The sequence below is a fragment of the Amycolatopsis jiangsuensis genome (assembly GCF_014204865.1).
Taxonomy (GTDB): Bacteria; Actinomycetota; Actinomycetes; order Mycobacteriales; family Pseudonocardiaceae; genus Amycolatopsis; species Amycolatopsis jiangsuensis.
Genome location: NZ_JACHMG010000001.1, coordinates 7,245,258 through 7,267,124 on the forward strand (window position 1 = coordinate 7,245,258; position 21,867 = coordinate 7,267,124).

The 21,867-nt window shown below is 70.4% G+C and carries 20 protein-coding genes; 11 read left to right on the forward strand and 9 right to left on the reverse strand.

What is annotated here, in order from left to right; translation table 11 throughout:
* Window positions 1-145: 145 nt before the first annotated feature.
* Window positions 146-1,147, forward strand: coding sequence for a glycosyltransferase family 9 protein (locus BJY18_RS32820; protein WP_184783738.1), 1,002 nt, complete (start codon window positions 146-148; stop codon window positions 1,145-1,147).
* A gap of 3 nt (window positions 1,148-1,150) precedes the next feature.
* Here BJY18_RS32820 and BJY18_RS32825 read toward each other — a convergent pair whose 3' ends face one another.
* Window positions 1,151-1,546, reverse strand: coding sequence for an STAS domain-containing protein (locus tag BJY18_RS32825; protein WP_184783739.1), 396 nt, complete (start codon window positions 1,544-1,546; stop codon window positions 1,151-1,153).
* 178 nt (window positions 1,547-1,724) lie between these two features.
* On the opposite strand from BJY18_RS32825, the gene BJY18_RS32830 reads away from it, so the two are divergent.
* Window positions 1,725-2,189: a DUF6328 family protein gene (locus BJY18_RS32830; RefSeq protein WP_184783740.1), complete on the forward strand. Its 465-nt coding sequence runs from the start codon at window positions 1,725-1,727 to the stop codon at window positions 2,187-2,189.
* Between the two features lie 6 nt (window positions 2,190-2,195).
* On the opposite strand, the gene BJY18_RS32835 is transcribed toward BJY18_RS32830, so the two are convergent.
* Window positions 2,196-2,384, reverse strand: coding sequence for a hypothetical protein (locus BJY18_RS32835; RefSeq protein WP_184783741.1), 189 nt, complete (start codon window positions 2,382-2,384; stop codon window positions 2,196-2,198).
* A gap of 184 nt (window positions 2,385-2,568) precedes the next feature.
* Between BJY18_RS32835 and BJY18_RS32840 the strand changes: the two genes are divergently transcribed.
* Window positions 2,569-2,967 (forward strand): ChaB family protein, encoded by a 399-nt coding sequence (locus tag BJY18_RS32840; RefSeq protein ID WP_184783742.1) that lies wholly within the window; start codon window positions 2,569-2,571, stop codon window positions 2,965-2,967.
* A 24-nt stretch (window positions 2,968-2,991) separates the two neighbouring features.
* Window positions 2,992-3,816, forward strand: coding sequence for an SDR family oxidoreductase (locus BJY18_RS32845; protein WP_184783743.1), 825 nt, complete (start codon window positions 2,992-2,994; stop codon window positions 3,814-3,816).
* Between the two features lie 52 nt (window positions 3,817-3,868).
* Here BJY18_RS32845 and BJY18_RS32850 read toward each other — a convergent pair whose 3' ends face one another.
* From BJY18_RS32850 to BJY18_RS32875, 6 genes are read right to left on the reverse strand one after another with little or no spacing between them, the layout of a single operon-like run.
* A complete protein-coding gene (locus BJY18_RS32850) occupies window positions 3,869-5,971 on the reverse strand; it encodes a catalase (RefSeq protein WP_184783744.1) in 2,103 nt (700 codons plus the stop codon).
* Window positions 5,968-7,290, reverse strand: a complete 1,323-nt coding sequence (locus BJY18_RS32855) for a cytochrome P450 (RefSeq protein ID WP_184783745.1) — start codon at window positions 7,288-7,290, stop codon at window positions 5,968-5,970. Before BJY18_RS32855 ends, BJY18_RS32850 begins: the two co-directional genes overlap by 4 nt.
* Window positions 7,287-8,477 carry a zinc-dependent alcohol dehydrogenase gene (locus BJY18_RS32860; RefSeq protein WP_184783746.1) on the reverse strand — a complete coding sequence of 397 codons (1,191 nt, stop codon included), beginning with the start codon at window positions 8,475-8,477 and terminating at the stop codon, window positions 7,287-7,289. The genes BJY18_RS32855 and BJY18_RS32860 overlap by 4 nt, the downstream gene beginning before the upstream one ends.
* A gap of 44 nt (window positions 8,478-8,521) precedes the next feature.
* The gene (locus BJY18_RS32865; protein WP_184783747.1) at window positions 8,522-9,142 is read right to left on the reverse strand and encodes a UdgX family uracil-DNA binding protein; all 621 of its coding nucleotides are present in this window, start codon (window positions 9,140-9,142) and stop codon (window positions 8,522-8,524) included.
* Entirely contained in the window at window positions 9,143-9,310 is a 168-nt protein-coding gene (locus BJY18_RS32870) for a hypothetical protein (protein ID WP_184783748.1), read from the reverse strand.
* Between the two features lie 13 nt (window positions 9,311-9,323).
* Window positions 9,324-10,121 (reverse strand): SDR family oxidoreductase, encoded by a 798-nt coding sequence (locus tag BJY18_RS32875; RefSeq protein ID WP_184784996.1) that lies wholly within the window; start codon window positions 10,119-10,121, stop codon window positions 9,324-9,326.
* Between the two features lie 138 nt (window positions 10,122-10,259).
* Here BJY18_RS32875 and BJY18_RS32880 point away from each other — a divergent pair, with 138 nt between their 5' ends.
* The gene (locus tag BJY18_RS32880) at window positions 10,260-11,684 is read left to right on the forward strand and encodes an MFS transporter (protein ID WP_184783749.1); all 1,425 of its coding nucleotides are present in this window, start codon (window positions 10,260-10,262) and stop codon (window positions 11,682-11,684) included.
* Between the two features lie 43 nt (window positions 11,685-11,727).
* Here the strand turns inward: BJY18_RS32880 and BJY18_RS32885 are convergent, their stop codons facing one another.
* Window positions 11,728-12,747: a ferritin-like domain-containing protein gene (locus tag BJY18_RS32885; RefSeq protein WP_184783750.1), complete on the reverse strand. Its 1,020-nt coding sequence runs from the start codon at window positions 12,745-12,747 to the stop codon at window positions 11,728-11,730.
* Between the two features lie 323 nt (window positions 12,748-13,070).
* On the opposite strand from BJY18_RS32885, the gene BJY18_RS32890 reads away from it, so the two are divergent.
* From BJY18_RS32890 to BJY18_RS32915, 6 genes are all read left to right on the forward strand, one after another.
* Window positions 13,071-14,027, forward strand: coding sequence for a hypothetical protein (locus tag BJY18_RS32890; protein ID WP_184783751.1), 957 nt, complete (start codon window positions 13,071-13,073; stop codon window positions 14,025-14,027).
* A 59-nt stretch (window positions 14,028-14,086) separates the two neighbouring features.
* A complete protein-coding gene (locus BJY18_RS32895; RefSeq protein ID WP_184783752.1) occupies window positions 14,087-15,466 on the forward strand; it encodes a hypothetical protein in 1,380 nt (459 codons plus the stop codon).
* A gap of 224 nt (window positions 15,467-15,690) precedes the next feature.
* Complete coding sequence (locus tag BJY18_RS32900) at window positions 15,691-16,713, forward strand: LacI family DNA-binding transcriptional regulator (RefSeq protein WP_184783753.1); 1,023 nt, start codon at window positions 15,691-15,693, stop codon at window positions 16,711-16,713.
* A gap of 223 nt (window positions 16,714-16,936) precedes the next feature.
* The gene (locus tag BJY18_RS32905; protein ID WP_184783754.1) at window positions 16,937-18,916 is read left to right on the forward strand and encodes a glycoside hydrolase family 2 protein; all 1,980 of its coding nucleotides are present in this window, start codon (window positions 16,937-16,939) and stop codon (window positions 18,914-18,916) included.
* Between the two features lie 5 nt (window positions 18,917-18,921).
* Window positions 18,922-20,361 (forward strand): sulfatase family protein, encoded by a 1,440-nt coding sequence (locus tag BJY18_RS32910; protein ID WP_184783755.1) that lies wholly within the window; start codon window positions 18,922-18,924, stop codon window positions 20,359-20,361.
* Between the two features lie 22 nt (window positions 20,362-20,383).
* A complete protein-coding gene (locus BJY18_RS32915; protein ID WP_184783756.1) occupies window positions 20,384-21,778 on the forward strand; it encodes a sugar porter family MFS transporter in 1,395 nt (464 codons plus the stop codon).
* Window positions 21,779-21,867 lie beyond the last annotated feature (89 nt).

Consider the following 21,867-nt stretch of genomic DNA (forward strand, 5'->3'; position numbering starts at 1 on the left):
CGGGTGGTTGCGCTGGGCCTGTGGTCACGGCGGCTGGCGCCGCAGGGGTCGCGGACGTGGTGGCTGGTTCCGTTGGGTCCGCGGTGTCAGCCGCACTCGGCCAGGCCAGACCCGCCGGCCCGCTGTCCTCGAAGGCGGTTGCGGCATGACGCGGGTTCTGGTCGCTCGCCAGGACAACCTCGGGGACGTGTTGCTCTCCGGTCCGTGTGTGCGTGCGGTCGCGGCTCACGTCGAGCACGTCACCTTCCTGGCCGGGCCACGGGGCCGCGCGGCCGCCGAGCTGCTTCCGGGGGTCGACGAGGTACGGACCTGGTGTGCGCCGTGGATCGACCCGGAACCGCCGCCGGTGACCGGGGACAGTGTGCTGGAGCTGGCGGCGAGCCTGCGCGGGTTCGACGCCGCGCTCGTGCTCACCTCCTTCCACCAGTCGCCGCTTCCGCTGGCCCTCGTGCTGCGGATGGCCGGCGTGCCCTGGATCGGCGCGGTGTGCGACGACTACCCGGGTAGCCTGCTCGACCTGCGTCACCGCGTCGACGGCGATCCGCCGGAGGCGCTGCGGATGCTTTCGCTCGCCGAAGCCGCTGGATACCCCCTGCCTCCGGGTGACGACGGCCGGCTGGCGGTCCGCCGTCCGCTGCCTGAGGTCTCCGGCCTCGTCGGCGCCGGCCGCTACGTGGTGGTGCATCCGATGGCGTCGGTACCGGCCCGCCAGCCCTCGACTGTCCACACCGGACGCATCGTGCAAGCGCTCGTGGCGGCTGGACATCACGTCGTGGTCACCGGTTCCCCGGCCGACAAGCAGGTGACGGCCGAGGTGTCCGGGGAGGTCGCCACCGATCTCGGTGGCCGCACCGGGCCTGCCGAGCTGGCCGCGGTGCTGGCCGGTGCGGACGTGGTGGTCGCTCCCAACACCGGCCCGGCGCACCTGGCCGTGGCGGTCGGCACGCCGGTGGTTTCGCTGTTCGCGCCCGTGGTGCCTGCCGCACGATGGGCCCCCTTCGGCGTGCCCGCGGCCCTCCTCGGAGACCAGCACGCGCCCTGCCGCGGTAGCCGGGCCCGCACCTGCCCGGTGCCCCGGCATCCGTGTCTCGACGGCATCGAGCCGGCGGAGGTCGTGGAGGCGGTGGCCGGGCTCCGCGCCGGCTAGGAGCTAGGAGCGTGCCGGCTCGGCGACCTCCGTCAGCCACCTCCAGGCCTGCTCGCGGTCGCGGTGCAGCCGGAGCACCCGGCCGAGGCCGAGCTTCTCGAACGGACGGAGGACGGCCCGCTGCGACGACACGATGGCGAACGGCACCCCGCATTCGTGTGCGTGGCCGCCCGCGTCGAGGAGGGCGGCGAACCCGGGGGCGCAGCAGAAGCCGACGTCCTCCAGGTCGACCAGCAGTGCCGTGGGTTGCAGGTCCACTTCGACCTGCAGCTGCCCGATGAGCCGTGCGGCTGCGGGCCGGTCGAGTTCGCCGGAGACCCGCAGGACGGTGCCCTCGGCGCGGGTCACCACCTCGAATCCCGCGACGGAATGGCTGCTGGATTCGGTGACGTCGATCATGACTGGCCTCCAGTTGCGGAACCGGAGGACGAGGACCACCTCGCGGCAGCTCGTCACACCGGCCCGGGAAGGGCAATGGGCGACCGGCTGCAGTCTCAACCGCGCTACCGGTGAACTTACCCGGTTTCGGCGGATCTGACACTGCCGTACCACTACCGTGGCTGATTACACTCGGGCAGTGGCCGAGCGAACGGGCGAGACGCGCAACCAGCAGCTCACCCGGAACGTGGGGGAACTGCTGCAGGAAATGCGCGTCGCGCAGGCCGGGGTGCAGATCCTGTTCGGCTTCCTGCTCTCGGTGGTCTTCACCAGCCAGTTCCGCGAGGCCAGCGGCTTCGAGAAGGGACTGCACCTGTCCGCGGTGCTGCTGGCGGTCGCCTCCACCGCCCTGCTCACCGCGCCCGCGGCCTGGCACCGGCTGCTGTTTCGCACTGGCGCCCGCGACCGGATCCTCCAAGCGGGTAACCGGGTCGTTGTCGCCGGGTTGGCGTGCCTCGCGCTCGCCATCACGCTGACCGTGTCGCTGATCGCGAAAGTCGTCTACGGGGCGACGGCCATGGCGGTGGTCGGCGTCTTCTCCCTGCTGCTGTTCGGTTCGCTCTGGCTGCTGGTGCCGCGGCGGCTGCGCCCACGGCAGGAGTGACGCGGGTCAGGCCGCCGGGCGCGGGCTCGGCACGGTGCTCTGGTGCCGGCGCGGAGTGCAGGTCGTGCACACCATGGTGTGACTGACCGGAGTGCCGTCTTCCCGGACGAGCCGGGCGACGTGCAGGGTCGACCGGCCACAGCGTTCGCACGGCACAGTGGCGCTTTTCGGATCGAGCTGGATGCGGGTGCTCACGGCGGCTACTCCTTCGTGCTGTGGATCTCGGATACTCCGGGTACGGCTACCCAGGGCCGTACGGGTTACCCACGCGACGTCCGTCATCACCCGTACAGGGGTATACGTCCCTTGTTCCCGCGTTTCCGGACCCTCTCGCCGGGTAGGCCGGAAGCCGGGGGCCAGCGAGGACCGTGGAGGACCGATGCCCGGACGTGAAGATCTGCCCGCCACTCTGCGGCGTTCACCCCGCAAGGCGCAGGACACCTGGGTCGCCGCGCACGATTCCGCGCTGGAGACCTACGGCCCCGGCCGCCGCGCGCAGCAGACCGCGTACTCGGCGCTCAAACACACCTTCGAAAAGGTCGGGGACCACTGGGAGGAGAAGCCCGAGCGCGGACCGTCGGATGCTCAGGCCGAGCGCGGTGCCGGGCAGCCGGTGACCGAGACGGCCGGGGGAGTGGACGCCAACGCCAGCTGGGCGCACCTCTACGGGCGGGCCCGGCAGCTCGGCGTCCGCGGCCGGTCCCGGATGTCGAAGAGTGAACTGATCACCGCGCTGCAGAAGGAGAACAACCGCGCCACCGCGCGGGCCCGCCGCTGACCGCACAGGAAGAGGAGTACGACCGTGGCCGATCCAGCACCGCTGCCCGGGGAAACCGACGGACCCCGCACCGCGATCGTGACCGGTGCCGATTCCGGGATCGGGCGGGCGGTCGCCGTCGCACTCGCCGGCGGGGGCCTCGACGTGGGCATCACCTACCACTCCGACGAACAGGGCGCCGAGGACACCGCCGCCGAAGCACGCGAGGCGGGGGTGTCCGCATGCGTACGGAAGCTCGACCTCACCGACCTGCCCACCGCCACCGGTGCGATCGACGAGCTCGCCGGCGAACTCGGCGGCGTGGACGTGCTCGTCAACTGCGCCGGGACCGGCAGCTCCGAACTCGTCATGGACATGGACTTCGACACCTGGCGCCAGGTCGTCGACGTCGACCTGCACGGGGTGTTCCTGTGCGCCCAGCGGGCGGCGCGGCGGATGATCGCCGCAGGCCGCGGCGGCCGCATCATCACCATCACCAGCGTGCACGAGCACGTGCCGCGGGTCGGCGCCGCGCCGTACTGCGCGGCCAAGGCCGGCGCAGGCGCGCTCACCAAGGTGCTCGCCCTGGAGCTGGCCGAGCACGGCATCACGGTCAATTCCGTCGCCCCTGGCGAGATCTCGACCCCGATGACCGGCCAGACCGACGCCGACCCGCGAGAGCAGCGCCGTCCCGGTGTCCCGCTGGGGCGCACCGGCGACGCCCGCGAGGTGGCCGCCGCGGTGGCGTTCCTCGCGACTCCGGCGGCCGGATACATCACCGGAGCGTCGCTGGTGGTCGACGGCGGGTTGATCCAGATGGGCGCTCAGGCCGGTACCGCTTTTCCGGACGACAGCTGGCGTCGCCCCTGACCGCGCGCACCGAACGGACCCCGCCTTTCCCGGCGGGGCCCGTCCTGTGTCGTCACGCGGGTACGGAGTCGGTCCTGCGTTCCCATGCACGGTGATCGGCCAGCGCGGCCAGCAGTGACGCGCCGAATTCCTCCGGCAGATCACCGGCCGAGGCGCCGGTGGTCACCACGCCCTGGCTGAACTCCGTTTCGGTGCCCTCCGCGAGCTGTTCCTGCACCCCGGCCCGGCGCAGCACGTCCCGGCCGGAGCCGAAAGCCGCGACCGGCTTGGCGTGCTTGTATGCCTCCGCCACGAAGTGCACCGCGTACCCGTCCTGCTCCAACGTGCGGGCGCTGTCCGGTCCGCACGGCACGACGACCGCGTCGTAGAGCACCGACGCCATGGTGTTGAGCTGCTTGTCCACCTTGACCGGCTCGCCGTCCGAACCCGGCCGCAGGGTGCCGTCCGCGGGCGCCAGCACCTCGACGTCGACCTCGGCCGCGTCGAGGGCGGACACCAGCCGCTGCACACCGACCGCGTCGACGCCGTCCGCGGCGAGGATCGCGACCTTCCGGCCGTGCGGGGTGAGATTCGGCTGGTTCAGCTGCGAAAGGGCCGCCGAACGCCGCCCGTGGTTCGGCGGGCCGGCCGGCGGTTCGGTGACGCCGACCCCGGCGGCGACCCGCACCGCCAGGTCGTGGTCGACCTGGTTCAGGTGCCCCACCACGGTCTCCCGCACCGGATGCGCCTCCACCTTGCCCAGCTCGAACCGGAACGCCGCCACGATGTGCTCGCGCTCCACGTCGCTCATGCTGTTCCAGAAGAGCGTGGCCTGGCTGTAGTGGTCCTGGAAGCTCTCGCTGCGCTCCCGGATCTTCTTCCCGGACACGGCTTCGGTGTAGTTGTGGAACGCACCCGAGTCCGCCAGCGCGGGGCAACCACCGCCGAGGGTGTTGCGGAAGTAGCTGGTGTGTCCCTGGTGGATGTCCTGCTGCCCGTAGCCGTCCCGCTGGTTGGTGGCCACGCGGGCGATCGGCCGGTTGACCGGCAGCTGCGAGAAGTTCGGGCCGCCGAGCCGGATCAGCTGGGTGTCCAGATAGGAGAAGTTGCGGGCCTGCAGCAGCGGATCGTTGGTGAAATCGATGCCCGGCACCACGTTGGCGGTGTGGAACGCGATCTGCTCGGTCTCGGCGAAGAAGTTCTCCGGGTTGCGGTCGAGCACGAGCCGCCCGACCGGCAGCACCGGCACGTCCTCCTCCGGGATGATCTTCGTCGCGTCGAGCAGGTCGTAGCCGAAGTCGTGCTCCGCGGACTCGTCGACCAGCTGCACCCCCAGCTCCCACTCCGGGTACCGGCCCGCCTCGATCGAGTCCCACAGGTCGCGGCGGTTGAAGTCGGGGTCCTTGCCGGCGATCTTCTGCGCCTCGTCCCACACCAGGGAATGGCTGCCGGCGACCGGCTTCCAGTGGAACTTCACGAAGGTGCCCTTGCCCTCGCCGTTCACCAGCCGGAACGTGTGCACGCCGAAGCCCTGCATCATCCGGTAGCTACGCGGGATGGCGCGGTCGGACATCAGCCACAGCATCATGTGCATGGTTTCCGGCTGCTGGCCGACGAAGTCCCACAGCGTGTCGTGCGCGGACTGGGCCTGCGGGATCTCGTTGTGCGGTTCGGGTTTCACCGCGTGCACGAAATCGGGGAACTTGATGCCGTCCTGGATGAAGAACACCGGCATGTTGTTGCCGACGAGATCGTAGTTGCCCTGGCGGGTGTAGAACTTCGTCGCGAAGCCTCGTACGTCCCGCACGGTGTCCGCGGATCCCCGCGAACCGGCGACGGTGGAGAATCGCACGAACACCGGGATACGCTCGCCGCTGGTGAGGAATTCGGCCGTGGTGTAGCGGGAAAGCGAGTCGTCGTAGGCCTCGAAGTAGCCGTACGCGCCGGCACCGCGGGCGTGCACCACGCGTTCGGGAATACGCTCGTGGTCGAAGTGGGTGATCTTCTCCCGCGTGTGGAAGTCCTCCAGCAACGTCGGCCCGCGTGCGCCGGCGCTGAGGGAATCATCGTCGTGTCCGACGCGCACGCCCTGCTGCGTGGTCAGTTCGGTGTTCGCGGGATCGACCCGGACCTCGTCCAGCTGGCGGTGCTTGGCGTCTTCTCGCCGGTCTGTCACGGTGGTGGTCCTTCCTGTTCGGGAGTGTGCGTGGTGAAGCGCAGGTGGAAGGGATCGAGGCTGGCCGGCAACGGTCCTGCCCCGGAAAGCCCGGCCCCGGAAAGCTCTGCTCCGGAAAGCTCTGCTCCGGAAAGCCGGTAGTCCCGGTCCCGCAGCAGCTCGGCCAGCAGCGTGCTGACGGTGAACAGCACCAGATCGCGTCCGGGGCAGATCGCCGGGCCAGCGGAGAAGGGCACGAGCGCGGGTTGCGCGGCCGCCCGCCCGTCGAGCCAGATCGACGGCACGAAACTGTCCGCATAGGACATCCGGGTGGGATCGCGGTGGAAGAACGGGGTGAACACGAGAATCGTCGTACCGGCCCGGCCCCATTCGGTCTGTTCCGTCGTTTCGCGCAGCAGCATCGGCGTGGTCGGCCACAGCCGCACCGACTCGAGCGCGCACGCACGGAGGAACTGCAGCTCAGGGGACTGGTCGGCCCGCGCCGTGCGGGCCGCCTCCGGATGGCTCGCCAGCAGCGCGAGGGTGCGGAAAGTGACGATAGCCGCGGCGTCGTAAGCGAAAAGCCAGTGCGCCACTTGATCGGCAGCGGGAGTGGTGCCGTCCACCTCGGCGATCGTCGCGGCGAGACTGCCGGGTTCCGCTCGGTCCAGGTGTGCTTGCAGGCGCTGGGTGAATTCCCGCCGGGCATCGTCGCGGCGAGGATGCAGGTACGCCCAGTTCGCGTCGAGGCGAAGCCGCGCGAGCAGATCGGTGACCCGGTCGTCGTCACGCGCCGACGCGCCCAGCACCTGCCGCCGGACCAGCCGCCACCAGGACCGGGCGAACCGATCCCAGTCCAGCACCGGGCTTTCCCGAAGCCGGCCGGCCTCCTCGGCGACGGCCTCGGCGAACGGACCGGCCAGTTCGTGCAGTGCGTGCCCCGGCTCCAGCACCTCTTCGTTGAAGCGGCGTCGCTGCTCCCGTTGCTCCGGAGGGGAGACGAGCACCCCGTGCGGCTGGAAGTGCCCGAGTGCGGCTCGCTTCTCCACAGTGGACGGGCTGAACGGTATCGGCGCGCCGGCGAGCACCGTCCCCACGTCGTCGGCCGACAGCGCGAGCGCGACCGACCGCCCGGGGACCCGCAGCCGCAACGGTCGTCCGTCGTACTTGTCCCGCAGCTGCGTGACGACCCGGACCGACGGCCGGTCGAGCTGCAGCCGCTGCGCCAGTTGCATGACCGCCGGACGGCGTTTGATGACGCCGCCGGCCAGCGTGGGCAGCAGGACGCCGCCGGCGACCTTGGCCGTCTCGGTGACTGTCGCCGTCCTCGCTGCCGTCATGCGGAAGGCTCCAACAGGATTTTCTGGGCGCCGTCGAGCTTCTTCTGGAAGATCTCGTAAGCGTGCGGTGCTTGGGCCAGCGGCATCTTGTGCGTCGCGAAGCCTTCCACGCCCAGGGGATCGCCGTCCGCGGTGAGCACCGGCATGATGTCGTCCAGCCAGTGGCGTACGTTCGCCTGTCCCATGTGGAGCCGGATCTGCTTGTCGAACAGCTCCAGCATCGGCATCGGGTCGACCATCCCGCCGTACACCCCCGACAGCGAGATCGTTCCGCCGCGGCGCACGCTGTCGATCGCCGCGTACAGCACGCTCATCCGGTCGATCCCGGACTTCTGCATCGCCATCTGGCCGAGCTGTTGCGGGAGAAGGCCGACCAGGGTGTGCGCGAGCTTGCCGCCGGGCGCGCCATGGGCTTCCATCCCCACGGCGTCGATCACCGAGTCCGCTCCGCGGCCTTCGGTGAGGTCCCGGATCGCGTCGCCGATCTTGTCGTGGTCCCGCAGGTCCACAGTGGTCGCCCCGTGTGCGCGTGCCCGGGCCAGCCGTTCCGGCACGAGGTCGACGCCGATCACCTTGCCCGCGCCGCGGTGCTGCGCGATCCGGGCGGACATCTGGCCGATCGGGCCGAGCCCGAAGACGACCACGGAACCGCCCTCGGGGATGTCCGCGTAGGAAACCGCCTGCCACGACGTCGGAACCACGTCGGAGAGGTAGACGAACCGTTCGTCGGGTGGCCCATCGGGCACCTTGATCGGTCCGTACTGCGCCTGCGGCACGCGCAGGTATTCGGCCTGGCCGCCGGGAACCTGGCCGTAGAGCTTCGTGTAGCCGAACAGCGCCGCGCCCTTGCCCTGCTCCTTCACCTGCGTGGTCTCGCATTGCGACTGGAGCCCGCGATCGCACATCCAGCAGTGGCCGCAGGCGATGGTGAACGGCACCACCACGCGGTCACCCGGCTTGAGCGAGGTGACGCCCTTGCCGACCTCCTCGACCACGCCCATCGGCTCGTGCCCGAGGACGTCGCCTTCGGACAGGAACGGTCCCAGCACCTCGTAGAGGTGCAAGTCCGATCCGCAGATCCCGCTGGAGGTGATCCGCACGATGGCGTCGGTGGGCTCTTCGATCGTCGGGTCCGGGACGGTGTCGACGCGAACGTCCCGCTTGCCGTGCCACGTCACTGCCTTCATGGCGGCCGGGTTTCCCCGTGAGCGTCCGGGCAAACGTGCCGAGGTCAGCCGAGGACGCGCAGGTCGGCGACGAAAGCGTCGTACGCCGTGTCCCGCTCCGGCGCCCGCAGCACCGCGGACGGGTGCACGGTCGCCACGGCGGACGTGAACAGCCCGGCGAAGTCCTCGGGCGGATCCAACGGTTCACCGCGACGCTGGGTCAGCCGGAAACCCGTGCCGTACAGCGACTGGGCTGCCGTGGCACCCAACAGCAGTATCTGACGGGGACCGACTGCCTGGAGTTCGGACAGCAGCCACGGACGGCAGGCGACGACCTCGGACCGCGCGGGTTTGTCGTGGATGCGGCGCTTACCGCGCAGCTTGAACTTGAAGTGCTTGACCGCGTTGGTCAGGTACAGCGAGTCCCGGTCGAGGCCCGCGTCGCCGAGTGCGCGATCGAGCAGCCGCCCGGCCGGTCCGACGAACGGTTCACCCTGACGGTCCTCATGGTCGCCGGGTTGCTCGCCGAGGGCAAAAATCCGCGCTTCGCGCGGGCCGGCACCGAACACCGTGTCCGTCGCGTCGCGGTACAGCCCGCACCCGCGGCATTCGCGTGCGGCCTCCCGCAACGCGGTCAGGTCCGTGGTGTCCGGTGGTTCCGCTCCCGGTTCCCGGCGCGCGGCCATTCAGTCCGTTTCCGGCCGCTGCTGCTCGCGTCCGGCGCGCTGCGCGGCGATCCGGATCTCGTCACCGACCTCCTGCCAGTTCTGGTCGGTCGGATCGCCCTGGTCGAGCCGGGTGCGCCACGGATTCGCCGTGGCGGCGTCCGGCCGGTGCTCGACTTCTTGGGTCATGATGTCCTCCGTTCTAACCCGGTGTCGTCTCGCCGCCGAGTGGCGCGATGACTTCACCGCTGTAGTACGACGAGAGCCGGTTGGCCGCCAGGAACACATAGGACGGTGCGAGGTCGTCCGGGTGCGCGGCTCGTTCGAACGGCACCTGCAGACCGAACTTCTCCACCTTCTCCGGCGGGAACGTCGACGGGATCAGCGGTGTCCACACCGGACCCGGTGCCACGCAGTTGATCCGTACACCGCGCTCGGCCAGCGCCTGCGCCATGGAGTAGGTCCAGGCGTGGATGGCACCCTTGGTCGCGGAGTAGTCGATCAAAGACTTGTTGCCGCGCAACCCGTTCACCGAACCGGTGTTGATGATCGCGGCACCTTCGCCGAGATGGGTAAGCGCGGCCTGGGTGACCCGGAAGTAGCTGTGCATGTTCACGTCGAAGGTGTGCATCCACTGCTCTTCGGTCAGGTCCTCCGGCCGGTCGACCGGCCACTGCGTCGCCGCGTTGTTCACCAGCAGGTCGAGCCCGCCGAGGTGCTGCACGGTCTCGCTGACGACGTCCTTGCAGTGCTGCGCCTTCGCGAGGTCGCCAGGCAGCAGCACACACTTCCGGCCGGCCGCTTCGACCTGTTCCCGGGTGTACTCGGCGTCGTTGTGTTCCTCGAGGTAGGCGATGGCGACGTCGGCGCCTTCCTTGGCGAAAGCGATCGCCGTCGCGCGGCCGATGCCGGAGTCGCCACCGGTGATCAGCGCGCGCTTGCCTTCGAGCAGCCCACGTCCCTCGTAGTCGTCCATCGTGTCACGCGGACGGGGCTGCATCCGGCCGGTCGTGCCCGGGGGCTCCTGCTGCTGCGGCGGTTGCTGCTGCGCCACGGTCGGTCTCCTTCGTCGGGTTCGGGGGTCCGGTTACCCGCAACGCCGGCGGATAATCGCCGTCGCGCGGGTTACCCGTGGTGCATGAGCGAGATGGTGGAAACGTCGGTCCCCGCCCGCCTCGACCGGCTTCCGTGGTCGTCCTGGCACTGGATGGTGCTGGTGGGGCTCGGCACGGTCTGGATCCTCGACGGGCTCGAGGTCACCATCGTGAGCGCACTGTCCGAGCGGCTCACCGAACCGGGCAGCGGATTGTCGCTGTCCGACACCGAGATCGGCTTGGCCACCTCCTGCTACGTCGCGGGCTCGGTGCTCGGCGCGCTGCTCTTCGGCTACCTGACCGACCGCTGGGGCCGCAAACGGCTCTTCCTGGTCACCCTCGGCCTGTACCTGCTCGCGACCGTGCTCACCGCGTTCTCGTTCGCTCCCTGGTGGTTCTTCGTGCTCCGGTTCCTGACCGGCGCCGGCATCGGCGGCGAGTACGCGGCGATCAACTCCGCGATCGACGAACTGGTACCTGCCCGCGTCCGCGCCACGGTGAGCCTTTCGGTGAACGGGTCCTACTGGCTCGGCGCCGCCGGGGGAGCGGCGCTGAGCCTGGTGCTGCTGAATCCCGGCCTGCTGCCCGCCTGGCTCGGCTGGCGGCTCGCGTTCGGCCTCGGCGCGGTGCTCGGGCTGCTGATCTTCGTCGTCCGCCGGAGGGTCCCGGAAAGCCCGCGCTGGTTGTTCACCCACGGCCGCACCGAAGAGGCCGACGCGGTCGTCACCGGCATCGAGAACCAGGTCCGGGAGAAAACCGGGCAGGAACTGGACGAACCGGGCGACAGCCTGCGCGTGCGGCGGCGTGACCGCACCAGTCTGCTGGAGGTGGCCCGCACGCTCGCCACGACCTATCCGCGCCGCACGACGCTCAGCCTGGCGCTTTTCGTGGGGCAGGCGTTCCTGTACAACGCGGTGTACTTCACCCAGGGGCTCGTACTCGGCCGGTTCTTCGGCGTGCCCAGCTCGATGACCGGTGCCTACCTGATCCCGCTCGCCCTCGGCAGTTTCCTCGGACCGGTCGTGCTCGCGCGGTTCTTCGATTCGGTCGGCAGGCGGCCGATGATCATCACCAGCTTCCTCGGCTCCGGAGTCCTGCTGGTCGGCACCGGAATACTCTTCGAGGGCGGTGCTTTCTCCGCGGTGACCCTGACGATCGCCTGGTGCGCGGTGTTCTTCTTCGCCTCGGCGGGGGCGAGCTCGGCGTACCTCACCGCGTCGGAGGTGTTCCCGCTGGAGGTGCGGGCGCTGGCGATCGCGGTGTTCTACGCGGTGGGCACCGGACTCGGCGGCATCATCGGACCGCTGCTGTTCAGTTCCCTGGTCGAGACGGGCAATGCGGGCAATGTCGCCACCGGCTACTACATCGGCGCGGCCGTGATGATCGTCGGCGGCCTTGCGGAGGTCTTCCTCGGGGTGGCCGCGGAACGACGATCGCTGGAGGCGATCGCGAAACCGCTGTCGGCGTGAGCACGTCCACGGCACCGGCTCGCGGTGCCGTGGACGGTGCCGGTCAGCCGGCGGCGCTGGTGTTCACGTCGCCGTTCACGCCCTTCGGGAAGAACCCGCCGGAGGTCGCGGCCTTGTTGGTCAGGTAGACGATGTTGAGCACCTGACCGGGACTGCGGCTGTAGGCGATGCCGTTCTCGTCCGAGGGCACGATGTTGGCGTTGCCGTGCTCGTCGATCACGCCCTGGTCGTCGTCGGCCGCACCGTCGAGGCTGTCGCGGGCGTCGGACAGCTTGACCGAGGCCTTGCGCAGGTCGGAGCTGAACAGCCCGCTGCCGAGCAGCCCGCCGCCGCGCTGGTAGAGGGCGCTGCGGATGTTGCCGGCGTGGTAGGCCTCCACGGCGAGGATCCCGGCCGCGGCTTCGAGGTAGGTCTTGTTGCTGATCAACGGGGCCGCGCCCTTGTAGGCGGTCACCCCCACGTCCTCGAACAGGTACGCCGCGAGCAGGAAGTTCTCCTCGCAGGCGAACGCGTCGAAGCTGTGTCCCTTCTTCACGATGCCCGCGGCCTGCGCGGCGGCGGTGAAGCTGGACTGCAGGTCGATCTGCGGGCGGGCCACGGCGGCCGAACCGAGCGCGCTGCGCAGGAAGGCGACGTGGGCTTGTTCGTCGCCGGCGATCTCCTTGGCGTACTGGCGCGCGGCTTTGGTCTCGAACCGCACCGCACGGCCGCCGGTGACGCCACCTTGCGTGCCGGTGCCGGTGGCCATCGAGTCGGACAGCCCGTGGCCGGTGACCGCGTGCAGGTAGAACTCGGCTTCGAGGTATTCGAGGTTGAGCGCGAAGTTGAGCACGGCGCCGTCGCTGACCTCGGCGGCCTCGGCTTCCTGGGTGCCGGTGGCCATCGGGGCGGCCGAGCGGACCGACGCGGACGCCGTACCCGCGCCGAGCGCGCCGGTGCCCAGTGCTCCGGCACCCACCGCCCCGAGGCCGGTCATCCCCGCCGCCCGCAGAAAGCGGCGGCGGTCCTGGTCGTTCTCCGCGCTCCGGTTGATCATCGACGCGGCATAGCGTTTGCCAAACACCGACGTTCTCCTTCCCGCCCGCACGCGTACGGCGGGCGTCACCCGCTCGCCGGGCTCCCCGACGGCGGGGCGGATTCTTCGTGGACAGTGCGCATTCGGTGCCGACGCCGTTCCGGATGGGTCGTTTCCCCGATCCGGTCGCGGTTTTTCGAGCCCGGGTAAATCCGCTGCCGGAGTGAAAACCGGCTGGTCTACCCGTTACCCACAGGTAGTAAACACGTTCTGCGGAAAGAAAAAACCTGGAATTACGCCCAATCCGGTGAGCCAGGTTGTCCCGAATGACAACCGACGGTGAAGACCACACCCGAAAGGGGGTGAGATGAATGGATACTTCCCTGTCGGACGACGGACCGGCCCGGCATCCGGTACTGCTCCGGATGCTGGTGGTAGCCGGAACGTTGTTCGGTTTCACCCTGCTGGCGCTGCTCGCGTCGCACACCGCGGACGCCTCCGAACGGCCACGGCCGCCGGATCGCCCCGGTGCACTCGCCGGCACCGGACAAGCACTGCACGACGTGCTCGAACCCGGCGAGCAGGCAACACGCTCAGCCGCAGAGCCGGCGCACGCAGTGTCGTCCCGAGTGGCGGCAGCGGCGAAGCCGGTGGCGCGAATTGCCGAGCCGGCGGTCGAGTCGGTGGCGGAGGCCGTGGGGCCGGTGGTCAAGCCGGTGGCGAAGGTTGCCGATCCGGTGGCGAAGGCTGCCGGGCCGGTGACGCGGGTTGCCGAACCGGTGGTCAAGCCGGTGACGCAGTCGGCCGAGCCGGTGCTGTCGGCCTTGCGGCCGGTGACCCGTCCCGTAGTGGGCTCGCTCGATCCGGTGACCCGGCCGATACTGCGGGTCACGGATCCGGTGACCGGTCCGGTGCTGGGTGCGGACGAGGGCGGTGGCCAAACGGCTCCGCCGGCGCCGCAGTCACGTCCGGATCAGGCGGTGGCAGGTTCAGCCGATCGAACCGTGGCGCTGGTGGACAAGGTGCAACGGCATCACACCGGTGCGGCATCCGTGGTGTCCCGGCACGAGTCCGCCTCGGCGGGTGCGGAGCCGGCGTTCGTGCCGGAACCGATGTCCGGTTCCGGTGGCGGCGGTGGCGTGCCGGTGGGTTCGACCGGGGTCAGCGGTGCCGTGCCGGCGAGTGGCGGTGGTGCGCACGGTGGCGAGTACGCCGTGGCGCCTTCGGGCTCGCAGGAGATCGGTACGAGCCGTGCCTGGCGGGCACCGCCGGGCGGCCCTCCGTCGCTGTACTGGCTGGTCTCCTACGGAAACGACCATCCGAGCTGACCCGCCCTTTCCGACCTTCACAAATCCACAATGGACACGATGGTGAGGAAAGGGAAGTCATGCACAAGTACGTGCGACGCAGTTTGACCGCCGCGGTCATCTCCGGCGGGTTCGTCCTGCTGGGCAGCGCGGTGGCCAATGCGGACACCGGAAGTCAGGGCGGGCTCGGCGACACCGTGCAGTCGGTGGTGTCCGGCAGCTCGTCGGGCACCGGCGAAGGTGGCGACGGCGGAACCTCGGGCTCCGGCGGAAACGCGAGCAGCGGTAACACCGCGGTGAGCGGGAACTCCGGCGACTCGGGCAACTCCGGGGCCACCGGGCACAACAGCGCTTACGGCGCCTGCGTGCTCGCGAAGTGCACCACTTCGGTGTCTTCGGGCGATTCCGGGAACACCGGCGCGACCGGTTCCACCGGGAACGCCGCGAACACCAGCACCACCACCGGCGGTGCTTCCGGCAACGCCGGAAACGGCGGCTCCGGTACCGCGGTGTCGACCGGCACCAGCACCGCCGGAAACGGCGGCAACGGCACCGCGGCGTCGACCGGCACCACCGCCGGCGCACAGGGCGGCCACTCCTCGCGGGGCGGCGTGCTCGGTGCGCTGGGTTCGGTGACCGGCACGGCGAAGGGCGGCAACGGTGGCGATTCCGGCGACGCCGGCAACGCCACCAGCGGCAACTCCGCGGTGACCGGCGACTCGGGCGGCTCCGGCAACTCCGGTGCCACGGGCGGCAACAGCGCCTACGGCCTGTGTGTGCTGGCCGAATGCGCCACCTCGGTGTCGTCGGGTGATTCCGGCAGCACCGGTGTCACCGGCACGACGGGTGACGCGGCGAACGCCGGCACCACGACCGGCGGTACTTCCGGTACCGCGGGCAACGGTGGTGACGGTACTGCGGTCGGCGGTGGCAGCAACTCGGCCAGCGGTGCGCAGGGCGAGAGCCGTCACGAGCAGGGCTGGAGCGAGGGCTGGAACCGTCACGAGCAGGGCTGGAACCGGGATCACCGGGGCTGGAACCGCCACGACGGGAACCGGGACGGCCAGAGTGGCCGTACCGGAGTTCTGGGCACCGTGACCGGTACTGCGACCGGTGGTGACGGTGGCGATTCCGGTGACGCCGGGAACGCCACCAGTGGCAACGAGGCCGTGACCGGTACGTCCGGCGACTCGGGCGACTCGGGTTCGACCGGCGGCAACACCGCCGTCCAGTCGACCCGCGGGTCCGGGCAGCAGGGCCACCACGGCCGGGACAACGGAGACGCGTCGTCGGCCACTTCGGTGACCTCGGGCGACTCCGGTGCCACCGGCACCACCGGCTCGACCGGTGACGCCGGGAACATCAGCAGCACCGACGGTGGCGCCTCCGGCGACGCGGGCAACGGCGGCGACGCCGGCGTCCTCGCCACCGGCTGGAACACCGTCGCGCACGCCGTCTGATCCAGTACGCGGCGAGCACGAAGCGGGGCATCGGGAGCACTCCCGGTGCCCCGCTTTTTCACGCTCTCCGACGAAGGCCGGACCGCCCGACACGGGCGGGCGGCGGGAGCCGGGCGCGTTAGGATCGTGCCGCTGCGGCGCGGCCGGGCGAGGGGCGGATACCGTGCACCCGAAGGCACGGACAGTGGTGCCGGGCAGCGGTTCGGCGAGGAGACTGCGACACGATGGTGGATCCGGGGCGCCGCCCCACGGTCAAGGATGTCGCTCGGGCGGCCGGGGTTTCGGCGAGCACAGTGTCCAACGTGCTCCACGATCACCCGTACGTGACCGAGGAGAAGCGGCAGCGGGTGACCGACGCGATCGAGCGGCTCGGGTACGCGCCGTCGCTGGTGAGCCGTCAGCTGCGGGCGGGGCGATCGCAGGTCCTGGCGCTCGCGGTACCGGACATCACCTCACCGTATTTCGCGCACCTGGCACATGTGGTGATCGACGAGGCGCGACGTCGTTCGCTCACCCTGTTCATCGACGAGACGGGTGGTGGCGCGGCGCAGGAACGCACGATCGCCGAGGGGTACCTCAGCCGCGGCGTCACCGGCGTGCTGTTCTGCCCGGTCGAGCTCGCGCCCGCGGAACTGGAGCGGCTCAAGAGCGACGTCCCGACGGTCCTGCTCGGGGAGTACGTACCGGGGGGATCGTTCGACCACATCGCGATCAACAGCAGACGTTCCGCGGTCGAGGCGACCGAGCACCTGCTCTCGCGTGGCCGACGGCGGCCGGCGTTCGCCGGGATGCGCCTGGACCGGCAGGCGGGACCGGCCTACGAGCGCCTGCGCGGAGTCCGGGAAGCGTTGCGCGCCACCGGCGTCGACGTCGACGCGGACCTCGTTTTCGACGTCGCGGACCACAGCCGGGAGGAAGGCGCCCGCGTCGCCCGCGAACTCGTGCGGCGCCGCTCGGACTGTGACGCGCTGATCTGCGCGGCCGACCTGCTCGCGGTCGGCGCACTCTCGGCGTTGCGCGAAGCAGGAGTCGCGGTCCCCGCCGACATCGCACTGCTCGGCTGGGACGACGCACCCGAGGTGCGCTACACCGCGCCGCCGCTGACCTCGATCGCTCACGACATGACCGGACTGGCACAACAGGCGATCGACGCGATCCTCGCCCGCCAGGCCGATCCCACCCGCCCGGCCGAGCACCTGCTCGTCGGACACCGCCTGATGGTGCGGGAGTCGACCGGCGCCGGGTGAACCTCGGCCTCGGTGGGCGACTTTTGGGGACGCGGTTCCGGCGTGACTCACGATGACTGCGAGCAGAATCCGCCTGCGGGGGATGCACCTCACCACCGCCGCATCTGACAAGCCCCCTCCGGCCCAGCGACCGATCAAACCCGGCCCGCGATCCCGTCGGACGGGAAATCCGGCGGAGGTCTTGCAACGTTGCAACATCCCTCCTACGGTGTGCGCACCAGCGATGCGACGGGAGCCGGCGATGGAGCGGGACGAGATCAGCAGAGCGACATTCCTGCGGGGCGCGGCCGGTGCGGCCGGTCTGGGCGCGCTGTGGGCGATGGGGTCGCCCGGCGCGGCCTCGGCGGCTCCGGCCGGGAATCCGGCCGCGCCCGGTCCGGGGAGCGGGCAGCCCGCGGAATCCGGCTGGTCACCGAAGAAGCCAAGGCTGAGCACGCCGTGGACCGACCAGGTTTCCCCGCGGAACGCCCGGTTCGAGTACCCGCGTCCGCAGCTGCGGCGCGAGCGGTGGGTCAGCCTCAACGGCGTCTGGCAGTTCGCCGCGGCCGGGGCGGACGAGCGGCCGGTGCCGGGCCAGACCCTGGACGAGCGCATTCTCGTCCCGTATCCGGTCGAGTCGGCGTTGTCCGGGATCATGCGCCACGAACCGCGGATGTTCTACCGCCGGCGGTTCGTGGTCCCGCGTTCGTGGCGGATCGGTTCGCACGCCAACCGGTTGCTGCTGCATCTGGACGGCGTCGATCACCGTGCCGAGGTGCTCGTCAACGGCCACTCGCTCGGGGTCCACGAAGGCGCCTACGACCGGTTCTCGGTGGACGTGACCGAGGCACTGCTTCCTGGGGCCAGAACCGAGCAGGAACTCGTGGTCGTGGTGGACGATCCGACCGAGAACGGCGACCAGCCGCTCGGCAAACAGCGGGTCGCGGCCCTCGATCCGGAGGCGCCGCACAACAACCTGTACTACCAGCCGTGCTCGGGGATCTGGCAGCCCGTGTGGCTCGAACCGGTGCCCCGGGCGTATGTCGAAGACCTGGTCGTGGTGCCGGACATCGACGCGGGCACGGCGACGGTGACCGCGCACGTGGCCGGGGACGCCGGCGCGCAGGTGCGGCTGAGCCTGTACCACGGCGACCGCCGCGTGGCGTCCGCTTCCGGGCCGGCCGGCACCGAGCTGGAACTGCCGGTCCACCGGCCGACCCTGTGGTCGCCGGACAATCCGTTCCGCTACCGGCTCGAGGCCGAGGTCGACGGCGGCGACCGGGTCAGCCACCTGTTCGGCATGCGGTCGGTCCGGATCGGGCAGGCAGGCGGGGTGCCGCGGCTGCTGCTCAACGGGGAGTTCGTGCCGCAGATCAGCTGTCTGCAGCAGGGTTACTGGCCCGACGGCCTCTACACCGCCGCCACCGACGACGCCCTGCGCTTCGACGTCGAGGAGGCGAAGAAGCTCGGGTTCACCACCATCCGCAAGCACATGAAGACCGAGCCCGACCGCTGGTACGACTGGGCGGACCGGCTCGGCGTCCTGGTGTGGCAGGACATGCCCGCCACCGCGACCGGCAGGCAGCCACCGAACCAGGACGAACCCTCGGATCCGCCCGCGGCCGGCAAGGCGCGGTTCGAACATGAGCTGGAACGGGTGGTGCGGCAGCTGCGGTCGTTCACCTCGATCGTCATGTGGATCCCGTTCAACGAGGGCTGGGGTGCCTACGATCTGGCGCGGGTCGCCGAGCGGGTCCGTGGCTGGGATCCGACCAGGGTGGTCAACGAGATGAGCGGCACGAACGTGGCCGACTACGCCGAGGGCGGCGGCCAGGTCGCCGACCTGCACAACCTCGGACAGCACTATCCCGGGCCGGCACCGCACCCGGACGACGGCCGGGTGGCCGTGATCGGCGAGTTCGGTGCCTTCGGATACGCGCCGGCGGGACACGAGTGGGTGGCCGGCGGCAGCCAGCCCAACCAGAAGGTCTCCGGCGCGCGGGAACTGACCGACTGTTACGTCGAAGCGCTCGGCATCGTCGCCGGTTTCGTCCGCGACGAGGGCCTCAGCGCGGCGAACTACAACCTCTTCGAGGACGCGGAACTCCAGGTCAACGGTCTCTACAGCTATGACCGGCGGGTGTTCAAGGCCGCCGACCGCGCCCGCGTGATCGCGGCGAACCGCGCGGTGGTGGCCGCCGCCCGCGGCCTCGACGGAAAGTGAGCAGCATGAGCAGGCCCAACATTCTCTGGATCTGCACCGACCAGCAGCGGTGGGACACCCTCGGCTCGGCGGGCAGCAGCTGGACCAGCACGCCGAACCTGGACGCACTGGCCGCGGGCGGCACGGTGTTCGAGGCGGCCTACACCCAGAGTCCGGTGTGCACGCCGTCGCGGGCGAGTTTCCTCACCGGTCGCTACCCGCGCACCACCGGTGCGCGCCAGAACGGCCAGTCGCTGCCCGGGCACGAGGCCCTGGTCACCCGCACGCTGGCCGAATCCGGGTACGTCTGCGGGCTCGCCGGGAAACTGCACCTCTCCGCCGCGCATTGGTCGGTCTCCCCGGGCACCGAGCCCCGCCTGCCCGATGGCTACTCCGAGTTCCACTGGTCGCACCATCCGGACCCGGACTGGCCGACGAACGAGTACGTGCACTGGCTGCGCGAACGCGGCGCGACCTACCGCACGCCGCCGCGGGAAGGCTCCCGGTACGTGCTGCGGGGCATGCCGGAGGAGCACCACCAGACGACCTGGTGCGCCACGAAGGCCGTCGACTTCATCGAGGCGCACGAGGAGTTCGCCAATCCCTGGCTGTTCTCGGTCAACATCTTCGACCCGCACCACCCCTTCGATCCGCCCGAGGAGTACCTGCGGCCCTACCTCGACCGGCTCGACGAGATCCCGCTGCCCGACTACGTCGAGGGCGAGCTGGCGGACAAGCCGGTGTTCCAGCGGATCGACCACGCCGGGGCCTACGGCGGCAACGAGGACTTCGGTTACCCGGAGATGACCGAGCGCGACCACCGGCTGATCCGCGCCGCCTACTGGGCGATGTGCGATCTGATCGACGTGCAGGTGGGCCGGATGCTCGACGCGCTGGACCGTACCGGCCAGCGGGAGAACACCATCGTCGTCTTCTCCACCGATCACGGCGAGATGCTCGGCGACCACGGGATCTACCTGAAGGGCCCGTACTTCTACGAGGAGGCGGTGCGCGTCCCGCTGATCATCTCCTGTCCCGGCCGGGTCCGGGCAGGACAGCGGGAGAGCGCGCTGGTGGAGCTGGTCGATCTCGCGCCCACGCTGCTGGACGCCGCGGGACTGCCGCGTACCGAGGGCATGCAAGGACAATCGCTCTGGCCCCTGCTCACCGGTGAAGGCAGTGCCCCGCCGCGCGAGGACGTGTACTGCGAGTACTACAACGCCATGCCGTGGCACGCCGATCCGGCGCCGCAGGCCACGATGATCCGCACCGTGGACCACAAACTGGTGGCCTTCCACGGACTGGGCACCGGTGAGCTCTACGACCTGCGGGCCGACCCCGGGGAGCACGTCAACCTGTGGGACTCCCCGGAGCACCACGCCGTCAAGACCGAGCTGCTGGTCCGACTCACCGACCGGATGGCCTGGACCGTGGACCCGCTGCCCGCACGGACCGCCAGCTTCTGAATCCCCGGGAAGGGGGCGCACGGTGGAGGCTTCACGTACCGGCTCCGGCGGGCCGAGGATCGGCCGGGGCAGCCATGTCATGGGCGCGCTCGGCGGTGCGATCCGGGGATACGAGCTCGGCGTGGTGTCGGCGGCGCTGCTGGCGGCCAAGCCCGTGCTCGGCCTGGACGCGGTGACCACGGGCTGGATCGTCAGCTCCGCGCTGATCGGGTCCCTGTTCGGTTCGCTGGGCGCCGGTCCGCTCGCCGACCGGTTCGGCAGGCGGGCGATGCTCGCGCTGGGCGCCGTCCTCTACAGCGCCGGCATCCTCGTCGCCGCGTTCGCGCCCACCGCGGGGGTGCTGATCGTCTCCCGCATCGTGCTCGGGCTGGCGGTCGGGATCGCCACCGCGATGATTCCGGTCTACCTCAGCGAAATCGCGCCGGCGCCGCGGCGGGGCACCTTCGCCGGGCTGTTCCAGGTCATGATCACCATCGGGGTGCTGGCGGCGAGCCTGATCGGCCTCGCCTTCACCCCGAGTGGCGGCTGGCGCTGGATGTTCGGGCTCGGTGTGGTGCCCTCGATCGTCATGCTCCTCGGTTCCCTGCGGCTGCCGGAAAGCCCGCGATGGCTGGTCGAACACGGCCGGGAGGACGAAGCCCGTGCCGTGCTGGCCGGGTCGCGGTCACCGGACGAAGTGCAGCGTGAGATCGCGGAGATCCGCGCGGTCAGCACCGGGCAACGGCGGCGCGCCAAGCGGACCACCACCCGGCTCCGCTCCCGGAAAACGGTGCGGTTGCTGGTGATCGGCTCCGTGCTCGGCATCCTGCAGCAGCTGATCGGCATCAACGCGATCACCTACTACGCCCCCACCGTGTTGAAGGGCATCGGGTTCAGCGACACCGCCGCGGTCACCGCCAACGTCGGGCTGTCCCTGCTCGGGCTGCTCGCCACCGTGGTGATGGCCTACTTCGTGGCCGACCGGGTCGGCCGCCGCATCCCGCTGCTGTGGGGAGCGCTCGCGATGGCGCTGAGCATGGTGGTCCTCGCGGTGGTCTTCCTCGGCACCGGGGACGGCCGGGTGTCCGGCGCCGCCGGGTACCTGGCCGTGGGCGGGCTGGCCGTCTTCCAGATCGCGTTCGCCCTGAGCTGGGGCGGCATCGTCTGGATCGTGCTGGGGGAGATGTTCCCGCTGGCGGTGCGGGGGCTGGCGATGGGGATCGCCACCTTCCTGACCGAACTCGCCAGCGTGGTGGTCAGCCTGGTCTTCCCGTCCCTGCTCGAGGCGGGTGCGCCGACCGTCTTCTTCGGCTTCGCCGCGATGGGTGTCCTGGCCTTCGCCTGGACCCTGTTCATGATCCCGGAAACGAAGAACCGCAGCCTCGAGCACATCGAGGAACGGCACGCGCGCGACCGGGAAACCGCCACCGGGCTCTGAAGCCCGGATGCACGAACGGACCTCAGCGGAACGGCTCGTTGTAAACTCGCGGACCTGCGGGTACCCGACATGGTGAGTGTTGAGAAGGG

What these genes read in the sequence shown, in the direction of transcription:
- BJY18_RS32900 (WP_184783753.1), top strand. Translation starts at nt 15,691, where the DNA reads ATGGTGGATCCGGGGCGCCGCCCCACGGTCAAGGATGTCGCTCGGGCG.
- BJY18_RS32840 (WP_184783742.1), top strand. Translation starts at nt 2,569, where the DNA reads ATGCCCGGACGTGAAGATCTGCCCGCCACTCTGCGGCGTTCACCCCGC.
- BJY18_RS32910 (WP_184783755.1), top strand. Translation starts at nt 18,922, where the DNA reads ATGAGCAGGCCCAACATTCTCTGGATCTGCACCGACCAGCAGCGGTGG.
- BJY18_RS32870 (WP_184783748.1), bottom strand. Translation starts at nt 9,310, where the DNA reads ATGACCCAAGAAGTCGAGCACCGGCCGGACGCCGCCACGGCGAATCCG.
- BJY18_RS32825 (WP_184783739.1), bottom strand. Translation starts at nt 1,546, where the DNA reads ATGATCGACGTCACCGAATCCAGCAGCCATTCCGTCGCGGGATTCGAG.
- BJY18_RS32880 (WP_184783749.1), top strand. Translation starts at nt 10,260, where the DNA reads ATGAGCGAGATGGTGGAAACGTCGGTCCCCGCCCGCCTCGACCGGCTT.
- BJY18_RS32855 (WP_184783745.1), bottom strand. Translation starts at nt 7,290, where the DNA reads ATGACGGCAGCGAGGACGGCGACAGTCACCGAGACGGCCAAGGTCGCC.
- BJY18_RS32905 (WP_184783754.1), top strand. Translation starts at nt 16,937, where the DNA reads ATGCGACGGGAGCCGGCGATGGAGCGGGACGAGATCAGCAGAGCGACA.
- BJY18_RS32890 (WP_184783751.1), top strand. Translation starts at nt 13,071, where the DNA reads ATGGATACTTCCCTGTCGGACGACGGACCGGCCCGGCATCCGGTACTG.
- BJY18_RS32875 (WP_184784996.1), bottom strand. Translation starts at nt 10,121, where the DNA reads ATGCAGCCCCGTCCGCGTGACACGATGGACGACTACGAGGGACGTGGG.
- BJY18_RS32860 (WP_184783746.1), bottom strand. Translation starts at nt 8,477, where the DNA reads ATGAAGGCAGTGACGTGGCACGGCAAGCGGGACGTTCGCGTCGACACC.
- BJY18_RS32820 (WP_184783738.1), top strand. Translation starts at nt 146, where the DNA reads ATGACGCGGGTTCTGGTCGCTCGCCAGGACAACCTCGGGGACGTGTTG.
- BJY18_RS32865 (WP_184783747.1), bottom strand. Translation starts at nt 9,142, where the DNA reads ATGGCCGCGCGCCGGGAACCGGGAGCGGAACCACCGGACACCACGGAC.
- BJY18_RS32895 (WP_184783752.1), top strand. Translation starts at nt 14,087, where the DNA reads ATGCACAAGTACGTGCGACGCAGTTTGACCGCCGCGGTCATCTCCGGC.